The organism is Microbacterium sp. Y832 (assembly GCF_057669765.1).
Window position 1 is genome coordinate 76,932 of sequence record NZ_JBYHFM010000001.1, and the last position, 15,385, is coordinate 92,316.

Below are 15,385 nucleotides of genomic sequence, written 5' to 3' on the forward strand. Positions count from 1 at the left end.
GATCCGAACCGAATGTCCTGAGAGGACCCCGTGAGCCAGACGACCAAGCCCGTCAAGCGTGGCCGTCGCACCGTCGCGCGTCACGGGGCTCTGACGTCTCCGCATCCGATGTCGATGCTGCTGAAGATCGTCGGAGTCATACTCGGCGTCGTGCTCGTCTCTGGTCTGGGCGTCGCGTCCTACGCCGGTTACGATCTCGCGGCGAGCGTCACGGATGACGCGGTCGAGCTCGAGGGCCAGGCTCCTGTGCCGCCCGACATCGGTGCGATCGAGACGGGCGTCGATCTGCTCGTCGTCGGCACCGACGAGTGCGAGCCCGAGTACGCCTACCTTTTCGGCGACCGCTGCACGGGCCCGGATGCCAACGGCCAACTCAACGACGTCAACATGCTCGTGCACATCTCGAACAATCCGCGGCGCGTCACTGTCGTGTCGTTCCCGCGTGACTTGATGGTTCCGATCCCGTCGTGCACGCGCGAGGACGGCTCGACGACCGCGGCGATGAGCAAGCAGCAGATCAACACGGCGTGGTCGTACGGCGGCCTGTCGTGCGTCGCCAAGACGATCTCGGCGCTCAGTGAACAGAGCATCCCGATGGCGGCGAAGGTGAGCTTCGGCAACGTCATCAACATCACCGACGCGATCGGCGGGGTCGATGTCTGCATCGGCAACGGCGGGATTCGCGATCGCTACACGAACATCGACTGGCCGGCCGGCATGCGCAACGTGCAGGGCGTCGAAGCTCTGCAGTTCCTGCGCACGCGCCACGGCCTCGAGAACGGCAGTGACCTCGCCCGCATCTCGAATCAGCAGCAGTACATGTCCCGCCTCGCGCGCAAGCTGGTGAGCGAAGAGGTGCTGTCGGACTTCGGGGCGCTGTACCGCCTCGCCACGACCGCGGTCGACAACATCACGCTGTCGAAGAGTCTCGCGAACCCCGTCACGCTCGCCCAGATCGGCCTGGCCGTCAAGGATGTGCCGTTCGATCAGATCGTGTTCGTGCAGTACCCCGTCGTGACCGATCCTGCCGACCCCAATCGGGTCGTGCCGGACTATGCCGCCGCCGACCAGCTGTGGGCCGCGCTCGCGGCGAACCAGGCGATCGAGGTCACGAACGACCCGAACCGCGGTGGCGGTGTCGTGACGGTCGAGCCGTCCGAGGATGCGATCGACGCGGCGCCGACCGAGCCCGCACCCGACGTGACGGATCCCGCGCCGTCCGAGACAGCGGTGGCGCTGCCCAACTCGATTCCGGGTACGTCGGCCGCAGACCAGACCTGCTCGGCCGGCAACCTGAAGTCGAACGGCTGATGTCGACGACGTCTGTTCGGCCGGAAGGTGGGCGTCCGTTCGCGCGGCACGCCCGCTTCGGTGCGCTGCATCCGCTCACGCGCATGCTCGCGATCCTGGGTGTCGTCCTCGCGGTCGTCGGGCTGAGTGCTGGCGGGGTCGGGGCCTTCGCTGTCTGGAATGCCGCGCAGGCGGTCGCCGACAGCTCGGTCGCGATCGGCGACGAAGACGCGATCCCCCCGTCGCTGGGCGCGATCGAGGGTGGCGTGAACCTGCTGCTCGTCGGATCGGACTCGTGCGAGGGACAGGACGTCGCGCTCTTTCCGCGCTGTGCCAACGAGGATGCCGAGGGTGAGCGCAACGACGTCACGATGCTCGTGCACATCTCGGATGCACCGCGGCGAGTGACCGTCGTTTCGTTTCCCCGCGACATGATCGTGCCGATCCCCGCGTGCCCGCGCGAAGACGGTGGGGGCGAGCACTCCGCGATGAGCGCGCAGATGATCAACGCGTCGTACATGTACGGCGGTCTGCCGTGCACCGTCAAGACCGTCGAAGAGCTCACGGGCGAGACCATCCACTTTGCGGCATCCATTCGCTGGACCGGCGTCATCAACATGTCCGACGCGATCGGCGGCGTCGATGTGTGCGTCGCCGGTGACATCAGCGACGGACATACGGGCCTGAACCTCGCCGCCGGGCCGCACACGCTGCAGGGTGTCGAGGCGCTCCAGTTCCTGCGCATCCGCCATGGGATCGGCGATGGGTCAGACCTCGGCCGCATCTCGAACCAGCAGCAGTTCATGTCGTCGATGGTGCGGAAGCTGCAAGGCGACGGTGTACTCGGCAATCCCGGCACGCTGTTCTCGCTCGCGACGACCGCGATCTCGCAGGTGAATGAGGGACAGCTGGTGCTCAGCCAGTCGCTTGCGAACCCGACGCTCATGGCGCAGATCGCGATGGCAGTGAAGGACGTCCCCTACGAAGACATCGTCTTCGTGCAGTACCCGACCGAGTATGGCGACCACTTCTCACGCGTGCTGCCGGTTCGGGATGCTGCGGACGAGCTGTTCACCGCGCTGCGCGAGAACAAGGCGTTGAACCTCACGGGCGAAGCCAGCCAGGGCCAGGGTGTCGAAGTGACCGGCGAGGCGCCGCAGCCTGGAGTCGACGCCGAGCCGACGCCGGCTGACACGGGTGCACCAGCAGTGCCCGAGGACCGTGTCGATCTGCCGTCGAGCATTGCCGGCCAGACGGCGGCGCAGGTCACCTGCACGGTCCCTGAACGCTGACGTTCGTGGGCAAGGGCTTGACCGGTTATGATGGCTGAGCGCGGGTGCTTTTCGAGTGCTCGCACGGAGACGTCGCATAGTCCGGCCTAGTGCACCACCCTGCTAAGGTGGAGTCCCCTTATGGGGACCGAGGGTTCAAATCCCTCCGTCTCCGCCACATTTCCTGGTGCGGTTCCCTTGTAAACACTGGGATCGCGGCACATCTCGGATGCCGGTTTTCCGGACTTGCGTAAGACTTGCGTAAAGTCTGCGGGAGTTCGTCTCTGCGGCGTGCGTAAAGCGTGCGTAAACCAACGGATAGTCCAGCCAGCGACGGCCTCGGCAGACCGCTTCTGGGTTTGTGCTCGGGGGCCTGCCGTCATCGACTGACTGTAGTCGCCGAGGTGTTGAAGACGTGCAGATTGACTCTCCTCTTACGGGAGGCTGCAAGCTGGATTCATGTTGAAGATCGGCGAGTTCGCAGGGTTGACGGGGCTGAGCGTGAAGGTGAATCAGACCGGCGCCACACTTGCACGCTGACCCAACAACAGGAGCGGGCGAGAGTCACTGTACTCCCGCCCGCTCCGCATGTCAGCGGCGACGTCGCTGTCGCCGAAGCGAATGAGCGGCGCGCGCGGGTGTTCGTCGCCTCGTCGCGAGTTCCGCAACTGTCGCTGTATGGCCGCTGCATCAGCGTGGAGGCGGCGCTCCCTGGAGCGACGCCTGTCTCGACCGGCCAATTCGGAAGGTGGGTGATGTGGTCCGAGAAATCTGCGATGCCGGTGGCGGCCCGCGCTTTCGAGGAATCGGGGAGAGCGTAGTAAAGCCGCTCGGCCTCGACGGGGGAAAGGTCATCGATCGAGCCGTAGGTGCGCTCGGTGTTGAACCACTGCATCCAGCCCGCGGTAGCGACCTCGACCTGACCGACGCCCCGCCACGGGCCCTCGTGATGGATGAACTCGGACTTATAGAGGCCTATCGGCGATTCCGCGACGGAGTTGTCATCCCCATCGCCGACGCTGACGCTGACGACGGAGGGGTATGTCCTTATCGGCGCGCTGATCGGTGAATGCAATTGTCGTATAGACATTGGGCTCACCTCAGAATTTGCTGGACGTTGGGTCTGCCCCGAGTCTTGTTGACAGTCGAGGGTTGGGGTGATCAGGCCGCTTCTGCGTCCTGATAGATCATCTCAAACTCGATGGGGGTGAGTCTGCCGAGGCCGCGCTGACGGCGTCGGCGGTTGTACTTCGTCTCGATCCAGACGACCATCGCGAGGCGGAGTTCCTCGCGACTATCCCAACGCCGGGTGTTCAACACGTTCTTCTGGAGCAGGCTGAAAAAGCTCTCCATGGCCACTGCCACGACATCGTCGCGGAACTCTTTCGGGTAGGGCTTTGCCACAGGAACATCCTTCCAGCGAGGACGAATCCTCACAGTTCAGATGACCTGCCCCACGGAAAGGGTTCCAGGTTCGGTGGCTAACTGGCGGCCTGATTCGGAAGGCTCATCCTCATGCCACGTCCCTCTCCGCCGGAGTTGCGTGCTCGCGCTGTCGCGCTCGTGCGTGCCGGTAAGCAGGCCAAGCAGACCGCCGTCGAACTCGGTATCCACCCCTGTCACGCTCTCGAACTGGATCCGCCAGGACGATATAGACAACGGCCGTCCAGGCCGTATGGGAGTTCCGTGATGATCTCGAGTGCGTGGTTCAGAACCACGCCTGCGCGCGAGGGTTGAGGGCGCGTCGTCGTTCCAGGTTTCGCCCAGGTGACCGAGATCGGGCGTTACGTCGTCAGCTGCGAGACGTGAGAAAGATTTGTGAAAACTTGAGCGACTCCGAGCTGTTCTTGATCACCTCAAGTTCCCCTCGAACCCGCGTGATTCCGCGGCAATCTACCTGAACCACCGCCCATCACCCTTCGATCGGTGGAGTTCAAATCCCTCCGTCTCCGCCATAAAAGCCCAGGTCAGTCGGGAATTCGCCATTTGTCGGGCCCCGCTGCTGAGGGCACATTCCGGAGCTGGACGGACCCCAAGTGTCCCCCGATTTCCGTGGAGGTCGGCGCGGACTGTTCTGCGCCGGTGAGGCGAGCTGCGCGGGTTCTATTTCGATCTGGCAGCGCACGCCCCTGGGCCGATTGTGCAGACACAGGACGATGTGGTGCGCACTGCTCGACGGCGATCCGACCGAGTTCTCGGACCGCTACGCCGTCTGGCGGGACAGGTTCAACGCTCGCGGCGATGGTCACGCGGCCGAGCGCCTGGTGGCCCGCATCCTGGATCAGGGGTGTGTCGAGCCCTGAGGTGGGCCGGTCGCCCCCGGGCGATCGCGGAGCTGAGCTTCAGGGTTTTCATCGATGCGCGTCGGGTTGCGCGACCGGCAGGCTCGGGGCCGTGTCCGTCATTTTTCGGACCCAGCGAAACCTGCAGGAGGACTCACGATGACACCTCTCACGCCCGGGCGGGGCCGGGGAGCGCTCGCCGTGGCCGCGCTGATCGTGACGCTCGCGCTGAGCGCGACCGCACCCGTTTCGGCGCTCGAGACCAGCGATGACGGTGCCGGACAGGTCACCTTCACCATCCCGGCTGTCGTGGCCGCTGCCGAGACGTGGATCGATGTCGAATCTCCACGGGCGGATGCCTCGAACACGACCGTCGCGATCGACGGTGTCATCCAAGCCGTGCGCACGACGCCGTTCGGAGTGACCGCCCAGCTGGCATCCGATGGCAGCGCGCGGCACGCATCGATCGTGATGTCGGTCGCCGCGGACCCCGACATAGCGATCACCGTGCTCGCGGCCGATCGATCGATCTTGCACGAAGACCACGTTCGCGTCAGTCTGACGCCCACGCCCACGCCGACCGAACCGAATCCTGAACCGACGGCGACTCAGATCGCGGCACCAGCGCCTGTCGCGGCGGGCAGCTCGGGTGCTGCGTCGAACCCCTCAGGAGCTTTGGGTAACACCGGTGCTGAGATGCCGCTTGTCGGGATGCTCACCGTGGCCGCTCTGCTCACACTCGCCGGTCTTTGGGCGTTCACCCGACGGAGGAGAGCATGACCACGCGCAACCATCGCACCGCCGTGATGCGAGCCGTCGCCGTCGCCGCGACTGCAGCAGTCACCATCGGCCTGGTCGGATTGGCCGCGACGCCCGCCACTGCAGCACCGGCCGGCCTGCCGGCGGACGGCATCGCCACCGCGTACGCCGTCATGTCCGGGTTCCCGCTGCGAGAGGTCGGTGAGAGCCCCACCCCCGTGCACGAAACGCCCACCGCCATCGCGCTCGGCCAGGACGGTCACTCCGCCCTGGTGCGCTTGTCGGTGTACGACGTCGATGTCGCGACCGAACTTTTCGCGGCGGGCAGCCCTGCCCTGGCCGTGCCGGTCGGTGCATCGGCATCCACTGCCGTCCTGCTTCCTGTGCGCGCGGGCGCCATCGAGCTGTCGGCGTCCGTTCCCACCGACGTCCGCGTCGAGATCCTTGCCGTCTTCTCGGGGGCCGCCGATGCGGCAGGATCCACTATTGCCCTCGACACGGCGGTGACTCGTCCCGCAGCCGGGACGATCTCGGTCCCCGCCGCCGCGCCCGTCGTCGTCGGTCTGACCGGAGTCGGCGGCGTGCCGGTGATCGATGTCCGTGCCGTGCATCTCAGTCTCACCATCGAGGCGGTGAGCTCGACGATCGTGACCGTCGACGGTCAGCCCCTGGCTGCCGGTCAGGGCCGCACGGTGATCTCGACGATCGTGACGCCCGACCTGGAGGGCAATGTGCAGGTCGGCAGCGATGCGGATGTCGACGTGCGCGTCGATATCCGCGGTTACGTCGCCGAGGCCCCGGCATATGCCGAGTCATCCAACGGTCCCGGCGCGTACTGGCCGCTCGTGCACGGCGATGCCGATACGTACGACATCACCGACGCCGCATCCGTCCCGTACCAACCCGGCGAGATCGCCGGCGCCGACCACGTCATTGCGCTCGTGACCGCCGACGGCGGCGATCACCTCACGACCCTCGAGGTCGGTGCGAGCTACCGGGGGCGCGCACGCGGCGCCGCCGTCGACCCGGTCCTCGGCGCCCAGCCACAGCTGGCTGTGCTGTCCACGGATGATCCGCGCCTGACTCTGCGTCGCGGTGCGGTGCAGGCGGATATCCTCGCGCTCGGTGTCATGGGCTCGGCCGAACCCTCCGCACCGACGAGGTCCACCGCGATTGCGGTGCGCACACCGGCCGAGGTCCCGCAGCAGCTGGAAGGTTACACGCTCGACTTCCGCGGGGTGGCCGACACCGGCGGTGTCGCCCCGCTGCGCATCGAGGTGCGCCGTGATGGCGAGCCGCACGGCGTTGCGACTCTGCACCCGGATGACCGTGGAGTGACCTGGAGCTTCCGCAGCACCTTCCCGACAGACGGCGATTTCGAGTACGAGTTCACCCTCGTCAGTCGTGACGGAACGCGCACCACCACGACCTGGCGGAACTCGATCGTCCTTCCGGGCCCCGACGAGTTCATCATCTTGCACGCCGACACCGTTTTGCTCGGTCATCCGGGGCACGACGCTTCGATTCTCCAGACCACCGCCGACTCGGTCAGCTTCGGTGCTGATCCGGATATCGAGCCCGGCGACATCATCATCGCCGGTGTCGGCGTTGGCTCGCCTGTGGGGTTCCTGCGTCGCGTTGTCGCGCTCGACGTCGGCGGCGGGGTGTGGACAGCGACGACCGTAGCCGCTTCGTTCACCGACGCGTTCGTCTACGTCGACTATGCGCGCACCCAACCACTGATCAACATCGATGGCGGCCCGGACGTCGAGGTCGCTCCCGCGGTACCGGAAGGGGGCGCGGCTTTCGATCTCACCTGGCGGGAGGTTCCGGTCAGAGAGCTCGACCTGGCTGCGTTCCCCGATGAAGCCCAACTGACCGAGCTCGATGACACGTACCCCTATGTCGCGGGTGACGAGAGCACGGACGCTGCAGGAACGCTCTCCTCCAACGCCGCCCTGTCGGGACTGGCGCGTGGAGGGGGGCGAGGCGGCGGGATGGTTTCGCAGACCCGCTCGCCCAGCGTCGTTCCGATGCGGATGCCTGTTCCTCCCCATCCCTCTCCCGAAACGCCGACGGGGGGAAGCCCGCGACCGCCGGCCGGGCAGAACGTATCTCTGGAAGGCGCTCCCGAGAAGGGTCACATCTTCGAGCACACGCTCACCAGCAAAGGGGAGGAGAGTGGGCTGTGGTACGACATCACACTCAAGGGTGCTCTCGCGTTCGCCATCACCCTGAACTTCGAGTTGTCGATCGACATCGTCTGGCGTGACGACGGCTCATGGGTGCCGCCCTATCCCGAGCCGACGATCAAGAAGTTCGGTCTCGCGCGCAGCACGTCCCTCAAGGCGACCCTCAATGGCAACGTGGATTTCGGCGGCAAGTACGTCAAGAAGTTCGCGGGCCCGACCGTGGCGCTGAAGTTCAATCCGGTGACGTTCTGGATCGGCCCGGTGCCGGTTGTGATCACGTCACAGTTCGATCTGAAGTGGCAGGCGCAGTTCTCGGCGCAGGCGACATTCAAGGCGAGTGTCAGCAGCGCAGCGGAGAACACGACGAAGTGGGGCTTCCTGTATTCCGACGGCGCCTGGCAGAAGGTCGACGAAGTCAAAGCGAGTTATAAGGAACCGACCTTCGGGAAGGGGTCGGGTCTGTCCGGCGAGGTCAAGGTGCACGCCGGGGCCGAAACCACCGTCAGTGCGTCGATCTACGACCTCGCGGGGCCCTCCGTGGGCGGGAGTCTGGCACTGGGGATCGCATTGAAGGCTGACTTCACGAACGGGGCCAAGCAGATCGCGCTGCTGCGGCTGTACTTCACCGGCAACTTCTTCGTGAAACTGAAAGCAAAGCTTCCGATCATCGATTGGGAACTCGGCGAGTTCACGCTTGTCGATGTGCCGTTCACCTGGCAGCTGAAGGCGTGGGAGGTGCCGTACGAGACGGTGTTCGACACGAAGCCCGGGACGACGCCGCCAGACCCAGACCCCGATCCGAATCCCGGCGGTGTGATGAGGGCCTTGGACTGGGTGAACGCGATCAACCGATCCACCGATCGTGTACCGGTCGAGATCGTCGGCGCCGAGTGGGTGAGCGGACCGCCCGCGGCCGCGGCGGTGGGCATCGACAGGCTTTACGAGCCGGATCGCCCGATGCCGGTGCTCTCCACCGGCGCGGCCGATGTCACCACGACCAGCAGCGTGCGGTACGGCGCTGCCGCGACCGGACGGGGGACAGCGCACGATGCCACCACCATACGCATCGACTACAGCGCCCCGACGGATAGTTGCCTGAATCTGCACTACTACGTCAGCAGCCGTGAATATCCGGGCACATACGACGAAGACGGACAGCAGGTAACCTCGCGACCAGGTGATGTCGTCGTGGTCGAACTCGACGAGTCGACCTGGCGTGCGGATGGTGCGACGGTGACAGCGCCAAACAGCCTGATCAGATTCTACGAGTACCTGGACTGGAGCCCGGAGACCGGGCAGGTCGAAGAGTACCGCGATGACGTCGTACGTTCGACGGACGGCGGCAGGGCCAGCGAGGGTGAAGCTCAGCGCCCTCAGTTCGTGGACACGTCAGCGCCTCTTCCCGCGGGACAGCACTCGCTCTACATCAGCATCGCCGATCTCGGAGACGATGACGCCGATACCGTCATGGGTATCGGGTCCATCGGGTTTCTTGAGGCCGGCCCGGATTGTCAGATGCACACCGCTGGCGCCCGCTGACGCCCTGATCGACCTCGAGCCCGCTACGGTGAGAAGGCGGCGGGCTCGACGTCGAAGCGCGCCAGGGCGCAAGGAGAGCCATGCTCGCGGACGGGTTCGTCGGTCGCGGCGCTCAGTTGCACGCGATCGGAGCTGCGGCCGCGCGTGCGAGGGCAGGCGAGCGAATGCTGGTGTGGATAGACGGCGAGCCCGGCGTCGGCAAGACGGCGTTGCTTGATGCCTCGCTTGACGCCGAGCGCGCTTCCCACCCCGGCCTGCGGATCCTGCACGCGGCGGGTTCACTCGAAGAGCAGGTGATCGAGCATGGGGTCATCCAGCAACTGCTCGGCGAAGCATCCGCTGATCTTGTCGCGCAACCATTCGGGACGGGCGAACCGCTTGCCGCAGCCGGAAGGCAGCTGCTGGCGGCCCTCGAAGCCGAGGCGTCGACGATCCTGGTCATCGACGATGCACATTGGGCCGATCGTGCGTCGCTGGCGGCGCTCGCGTTCGCCCTGCGCCGCACCGCCGGACCCGGGCTGCTGGTGGTGGTTGTGCACCGACGCGGAGAGCGTCCCGACGTGTTGGAGCGGGCCGGCCAAGGATGGATCCAGACACGGCTCTCGCTGTTGCCTTTCGACCCGGTGGAGGTGCGGGCTCTGGCCGCTGCGGCCGGCGTCGTGTTGACGCCCGACGCCGCGCGCCGACTGCACCTGCACACCGATGGGCACCCGCAACTGACTGTCGCGGTGCTCTCAGAGACTCCGGTCGAGGAGTTGCGTCGGCCCGACGGCCCCCTTCCCGCGCCGGCGACGATCGCAGAGTTCACGACGCGGGCGTATTCGCGGTGCGACCTTGCCGCACGGCGAATGGTGGCGGCATCCGCCGTGTTCGGCCGTCCCGCGACGCTGCCGACGCTGGCGGCCATCGCCGGCACGGCCAACGCTGCCTGCGCGATCGACCGCGCGGTGGAGGCGGGGTTGCTCGTGCTGGCCGATGACCACGGGCGGGTGGTCATCCAAACGCCGCACGCGCTGACGCGTTCGGCGATCATCGAGCTGTTGAGCCTGAGCGAGCGGCGCGGGTTGCACGCACGGGCCGCTGAGGTCGCCGATGATCCCGTGCGGGCGTTGCTGCATCGTCTGCGCGCTGCTGATTCGTTCGATGCTTCGTTGGCGGCCGAAGCTGTCGAGATCGCCGAGGCATGCGCGATCCGGGGGGCGCTGACCGCCTCCGCATCGATTCTGATCTGTAGTGCGGAGTTGTTGCCTACACGTGCTGCGCGTACCGCGGCCCGGGTGCTGGCGACGGACCGCTTACTGCGCGCGGGGCACACCGACCGTGCCTCAGAGCTGTTGGCGCGGGTGGTGGAATCCCGCAGTGGTGAGCCGTCGGCGCGTGAGCTGCTCGTAGAGGGTCACCTTGCGTTGCAGAGGCGCTCGCCCTCGCGGGGTGAGGAAGCGATCAGGCAATCATGGGAGCGCAGTGCCGAACCGGAGATCTCGGTGCGCGCAGCGGAGTTACTGGCGTTCCTCGCGCTCGACAGCGGGGACGGTGAACGGACGCATGTGTGGGCGGAGCGCGCGCTCGCGGCGGCCTCCGAGGGCGGTGTGATCGAGGGCGCTGCGCCGATCTTCGTGGCCGGCTGGGCGCTGCGGGGCACGCTGTCGCCGGCCCGAGACGCCCTTGAGGCGATCGCCGCCGGATTCGCGGATTCCCCGAGCGCGCCGAGTATCGCCCTCGGCCGTGCGCTGGTGGAGCTGTGGGACGGCAACCTCGCCGGGGCCGTTGCGATGACCGAATCGCTGGACATCGACAGCGCGGCCCATCCGGCGATCGTGCGCGCAATCGTGCGCCTCACCCATGCGGACGTGAGCTTCCGCAATGGACAATGGGACACCGCGCTCGAGCATGCGCGGTCATCAGTCGCCTACGCGACGGCGGGATGGGACGGTCGTACCGCGCCTATGGCTTTGACCGTGGCCGCCTTCGTGCACGCCGCGCGCGGCGAGGATGCCGAGGCATCCGACTGCTGCGCTCAGGCCGAGCAGTTCATGAATGGTCGGGGCTACGCAACCGGACGGATGTGGGTGGCCATTGCCCGCGCCCATCTGGGCGCCGCACGCGGGGACGCCGATACGGTGGTGGCTGCCCTCGCACCGGTACGACGGGCGGTGCAGTCGATGCGGCTGATCGAGGGCTATCAGCCCTGGCGAGGGTACCTCGCGGAAGCGCTCATCACCCGCGGACGCATCGAGGATGCCGCGCGCGTGCTGGATGAAGCAACGCCGGCAGCCGGCGGAGACGCACTCGCCCCGCTGCTGAGCGCGCGTGCGCAGTTGGCCGCAGCCCTCGGTCATATCGAAGAGGCGGCTGCGCTGTTCGGGCGAGCAGCCGACTGTCCCGCGGGGCCGTTTGTGCGAGCACGAACCGTGTTGGCCTACGGAGCGTTCGAGCGGCGACGCGGACATCGCAAGAGAGCGGCCGAACTGCTCGGGTCTGCTGCGGCGTCCTTCGGGGTCTTGGGCGCGATCCCGTGGGAGCGTCGTGCCCATGAGGAGCTCGGTCGGTGTGCGTTGCGACGAAACCCCGCGGATGCGCCGCTGCTCACACCCGCCCAAGCCGGGGTTGCGCGCCTGGTTGCCGCGGGCCGCACCAATCGAGAGATCGCACAAGAGCTCTCCGTCAGTGTCAAGACCGTCGAGAGCCACCTTCGCAATATCTTCGCCCGCCTGGGGGTGCGAAGCAGAGTCGAGCTGGCCGCCACGAGTTCGCTGGCCGGTTGAGGGGGTCCATGCGGCCGTGTCGACTAGGGCAGCGGCGTGTTTCGGGTGCCGATTCGTGAGGTGTCGACAGTGTCTTGTTGAGTCCAGTCACCGGCTCGTTCTCGTCCGACGCGCGAAATGACGGCGAGGCGTCCCCAATCACACGGACCCGTCCCGCACCGGGCCACTCCTCCCGGACATCGCCCACCATAGGATCCGTGGCGGTCCTCGTTCCGGTCATCACGCGAGATGCCCGGACGACCCTTCCACAATGACTTCACGAGCTCCCCGCGTTACTGATCCCGGACGAGCCCACGAGCCCACGAGCCCCGGCGTGCGGTGACGCTACAAAGCGGAACCATTGCGAGGCGACTGGGCAGTCTGCGCCGGGAGGTGGGAATGGGTCCGCCGCTTGGGTCCCGATTGCGTCCCGTTGGACGATTTGGAACACCGCTGAACCGCACCGAACGCGACTGCGAACCGCGCCCAATCAACGCGAATCACCATGAGCGAATGCTCGACGTTTGCCTCCCGACCGGGTTCAAATCCCTCCGTCTCCGCCACAAAGAGCCCGGCTCAGGCGGTATCGGCCCGCACGTGGCGCGCGTCCTCCACGTGAGGGGATTCCGGTGGCGCAGGTCGTCGACGTCGTGACGCGTGGCGGCGCGCCGTCGAAGCGTTCCACCGGGCACAGCCCTCGAACGCGTGTGTCTGCCGGGTGATGTGCCAGAAGCGGTGGGGTGATATTCAGAGGCACGGCAGAGCAAGAGCGGCACGAGCTGGCAACGCTCCGATGGCGCCGGCTTCTGGTGGATCCGCCGTCTTCACCCGGGGGCTCACCCGCGAGATGTCCCGATTTCACCCTGCTGCGACGCTCCGCACGGTCGGTATGGTGTGGCCATGACGATGAACGCGCAATCCGTGACGCTCGATGGCACTTTCAATTTTCGTGACACGGGTGGGATGCCTCTCATCGGTGGGGGCGTTTCGGCACCGGACGTGTTCTTCCGCTCGGATGCACTGAGCGACCTCACTCCCGAGGGTCTGTCGGCGCTGGCGGCGAGCCCTATCGGCGTGGTCGTGGACCTGCGCACCGACACCGAACGGCAGATGGCGCCGGATCGCTTGCCCACCGAACGCCCTTTCGATCTGATCGAGCTGCCGCTACTGCAGGGTGCGGTGACCGGCGTGGCCAAGCAGGCGGGCGCAGCCCTGCAAGCGGGCACTGACCGATCGAAGGTCGCAGCCGCGATGCAGCAGGCGCTCGCAGAGATTCCCCCGCTGGGTGACATGTATGTGGACATGCTGTCCTCGGGCGCGAGTACGTTCGCGGAACTCGCCCGCCTCGTCGCTGCGGCAACAACTGAGCCGCCGACGGCCGTCGTGGTGCACTGCACCGCGGGAAAGGATCGCACGGGAGTGAGCACTGCGCTCGTTCTGGATGCGGCAGGTGTCGAACGGGACGCGATCATCGCCGACTACGCCAGCTCACAGGAGCACCTTGCCGGCCCGTGGCGGGATCGGATGTTCGGCATGGTGGCGCAGATGGGAGTGCCGCTCGATGACAAGGTTCGGGATCTGATTGCGGGCACCCCTCCGGCGGCACTCGAGCAGGCGCTCGCCTGGATCGATGAGCACGGGGGCACCGTCGCGTACCTACGCTCGGGCGGCCTCACGGACGCGGAGCTCCACGCCCTCCGCGCCCGCCTGACCGGTTGACCTCGAACGAGATCACGCTCGGATCCGAGGCCAGCGAGACCTGCCTGGCCCGGGGGCCGCGCGGCAGATCACTCGGAGCTTTTAGCCGGTGCCGTCGTCTCATCCTCGTCGTGGGTGCCGTGTAGAGCCTTCTCGGCCTGAGTGCGGCGGTCCCATCCGGGACGCCGGAGGGCATAGAAGATCAGCGGAGGTGCCCCCAGCACGACGATCACCGCGCCCACGATCCAGGGATACACGGCGGGCGAGAACGTCGTGAAGCCATCGGGCGGGATGAATGCGAGGACGAATGCGGCGAGGCATCCGATGAAGCCGACACCGGCCACGAAGTTCATCGCCGGCACGCGATAGGTGCGTTTCACGTCAGGCTCCTTGCGGCGCAGCACGATCGCCGCGGCGAACATGAGCATGTACATGATGAGGTAGATCGCCGCGGCCATGTCGACCAAGGCGACGAAAGCAGAACTCACGTTCGGCACCACGATGAAGAACGCAGCCAGGAGCGTCACGATCGTCCCCTGGAGCATGAGGATGCCGGACTGCACGCCGGCCTTGTTGCGCTTCTGCAGGGCGGGAGGAAGCAGCCCTGTTTCCGCGGCGGCGAGCAGGCCCTTCGACGGACCGGCGATCCAGGTGATGACCGATGCGAGCGCGCCGGCGGCGATCAAGGCGGAGACCACTGCCGTCCCCCAGCCCATGTCCCACTTGTCGAAGTAGGCCTGGAAGGCGAGCATGATGCCGTTGGTGAGTCCGAGTTCCTTCTCTGGCACGGCGATCGAGATCGCGAGGGTGGGGAGGATGAACACCAGCAGGATCAGGATCGAGGCCAGCAGCACCGACCGCGGGTATCCCTTGCCGGGATCCTTCATCTGGTTCACGTGGACGGCATTCACCTCCATGCCCGCATACGCGAGCACGTTCGAGACGATCAGCACGATCGAGGCGATGCCGGTGAACGGCGGAATGATCGCCGCCGCGTCAAGCGGCACCTCACTCTTCTGCCCGGTGCCCAGCCAGATGAAGCCGAAGATGATGAGCAGCACGGCGGGCAATAGCGTGCCGAGGATGCCGCCCCACGAGCCGAGCTTGGCGAAGAGGTTGCCGCCGCGCAGCGTCACGAGGGTCGAGCCCCAGTAGAGCACCAGGATCACGACCGCTGTGAACAGCCCCGAGTTCGACAGCGACGGATCGACGAAGACGAACGCGAGCGCGGCTGCGATGAATGCGAGCTGCGTGGGATACCAGACGACGTTCTGGATCCACTGGAGCCAGACAGCGGTGAAGCCCCATCGGTTGCCGAAGGCCTCGCGCACCCACACGTACACGCCGCCCTTCCACCCCGTCGCCAGTTCTGCGGCGACGAGGGCCGTGGGGATGAGGAAGAGGATGGCGGGGATGATGTAGAGGGTGATGCTGCCGAGCCCGTACACCGCCATCGCGGGAAGGGAACGCAGGCTCGCCACCACGACGAGGGTCAGCAGCGCCAGCTGACCGACCCCGAGGTAGTTGACGACCGTATGGCGAGATGCGAGGGGATGGTTCGACGCGGCCTGCGCGGCAGCGTCCGGCGCCTGCTTGGATGTGTTGGACAT

The 15,385-nt window shown here is 66.6% G+C and carries 9 protein-coding genes, 1 tRNA gene and 2 pseudogenes; 9 read left to right on the forward strand and 3 right to left on the reverse strand.

Annotation, left to right across the window (positions count from 1 at the left end; genetic code table 11):
• Window positions 1-30: 30 nt before the first annotated feature.
• From AC25YV_RS00295 to AC25YV_RS00305, 3 genes are all read left to right on the forward strand, one after another.
• Window positions 31-1,311 (forward strand): LCP family protein, encoded by a 1,281-nt coding sequence (locus AC25YV_RS00295; protein ID WP_488121831.1) that lies wholly within the window; start codon window positions 31-33, stop codon window positions 1,309-1,311.
• On the forward strand, window positions 1,311-2,582 hold the full coding sequence (locus AC25YV_RS00300; protein WP_488121832.1) for an LCP family protein: 1,272 nt from the start codon (window positions 1,311-1,313) through the stop codon (window positions 2,580-2,582). Before AC25YV_RS00295 ends, AC25YV_RS00300 begins: the two co-directional genes overlap by 1 nt.
• A 65-nt stretch (window positions 2,583-2,647) precedes the next feature.
• Window positions 2,648-2,739 (forward strand) — tRNA-Ser (locus AC25YV_RS00305).
• A 279-nt stretch (window positions 2,740-3,018) separates the two neighbouring features.
• Here the strand turns inward: AC25YV_RS00305 and AC25YV_RS00310 are convergent.
• Window positions 3,019-3,651: an integrase core domain-containing protein gene (locus tag AC25YV_RS00310; RefSeq protein ID WP_488121833.1), complete on the reverse strand. Its 633-nt coding sequence runs from the start codon at window positions 3,649-3,651 to the stop codon at window positions 3,019-3,021.
• A gap of 71 nt (window positions 3,652-3,722) precedes the next feature.
• Window positions 3,723-3,917: pseudogene (locus AC25YV_RS00315) on the reverse strand (IS3 family transposase); the annotation flags it as partial.
• Window positions 3,918-4,076: 159 nt separating this feature from the next.
• Between AC25YV_RS00315 and AC25YV_RS00320 the strand changes: the two are divergent.
• From AC25YV_RS00320 to AC25YV_RS00345, 6 genes and pseudogenes are all read left to right on the forward strand, one after another.
• Window positions 4,077-4,233 (forward strand): annotated as a pseudogene (locus tag AC25YV_RS00320) (transposase); the annotation flags it as partial.
• Window positions 4,234-4,717: 484 nt separating this feature from the next.
• Window positions 4,718-4,864, forward strand: coding sequence for a hypothetical protein (locus AC25YV_RS00325; RefSeq protein ID WP_488121834.1), 147 nt, complete (start codon window positions 4,718-4,720; stop codon window positions 4,862-4,864).
• Between the two features lie 138 nt (window positions 4,865-5,002).
• Window positions 5,003-5,623, forward strand: coding sequence for a hypothetical protein (locus tag AC25YV_RS00330; protein ID WP_488121835.1), 621 nt, complete (start codon window positions 5,003-5,005; stop codon window positions 5,621-5,623).
• Window positions 5,620-9,333 (forward strand): hypothetical protein, encoded by a 3,714-nt coding sequence (locus AC25YV_RS00335; protein ID WP_488121836.1) that lies wholly within the window; start codon window positions 5,620-5,622, stop codon window positions 9,331-9,333. The genes AC25YV_RS00330 and AC25YV_RS00335 overlap by 4 nt, the downstream gene beginning before the upstream one ends.
• Window positions 9,334-9,413: 80 nt before the next feature.
• A complete protein-coding gene (locus AC25YV_RS00340) occupies window positions 9,414-12,098 on the forward strand; it encodes a helix-turn-helix transcriptional regulator (protein WP_488121837.1) in 2,685 nt (894 codons plus the stop codon).
• A gap of 942 nt (window positions 12,099-13,040) precedes the next feature.
• Window positions 13,041-13,796: a tyrosine-protein phosphatase gene (locus AC25YV_RS00345; protein ID WP_488122281.1), complete on the forward strand. Its 756-nt coding sequence runs from the start codon at window positions 13,041-13,043 to the stop codon at window positions 13,794-13,796.
• Between the two features lie 68 nt (window positions 13,797-13,864).
• Here AC25YV_RS00345 and gadC read toward each other — a convergent pair whose 3' ends face one another.
• Complete coding sequence (gadC, locus tag AC25YV_RS00350) at window positions 13,865-15,385, reverse strand: glutamate/gamma-aminobutyrate antiporter GadC (RefSeq protein WP_488121838.1); 1,521 nt, start codon at window positions 15,383-15,385, stop codon at window positions 13,865-13,867.

Excerpts from the sequence above, each read along its gene's own strand:
- AC25YV_RS00300 (WP_488121832.1), top strand. The coding sequence starts at position 1,311 with ATGTCGACGACGTCTGTTCGGCCGGAAGGTGGGCGTCCGTTCGCGCGG.
- AC25YV_RS00310 (WP_488121833.1), bottom strand. The coding sequence starts at position 3,651 with ATGTCTATACGACAATTGCATTCACCGATCAGCGCGCCGATAAGGACA.
- AC25YV_RS00325 (WP_488121834.1), top strand. The coding sequence starts at position 4,718 with ATGTGGTGCGCACTGCTCGACGGCGATCCGACCGAGTTCTCGGACCGC.
- AC25YV_RS00330 (WP_488121835.1), top strand. The coding sequence starts at position 5,003 with ATGACACCTCTCACGCCCGGGCGGGGCCGGGGAGCGCTCGCCGTGGCC.
- AC25YV_RS00335 (WP_488121836.1), top strand. The coding sequence starts at position 5,620 with ATGACCACGCGCAACCATCGCACCGCCGTGATGCGAGCCGTCGCCGTC.
- AC25YV_RS00340 (WP_488121837.1), top strand. The coding sequence starts at position 9,414 with ATGCTCGCGGACGGGTTCGTCGGTCGCGGCGCTCAGTTGCACGCGATC.
- AC25YV_RS00345 (WP_488122281.1), top strand. The coding sequence starts at position 13,041 with ATGCCTCTCATCGGTGGGGGCGTTTCGGCACCGGACGTGTTCTTCCGC.
- gadC (WP_488121838.1), bottom strand. The coding sequence starts at position 15,385 with ATGTCCAACACATCCAAGCAGGCGCCGGACGCTGCCGCGCAGGCCGCG.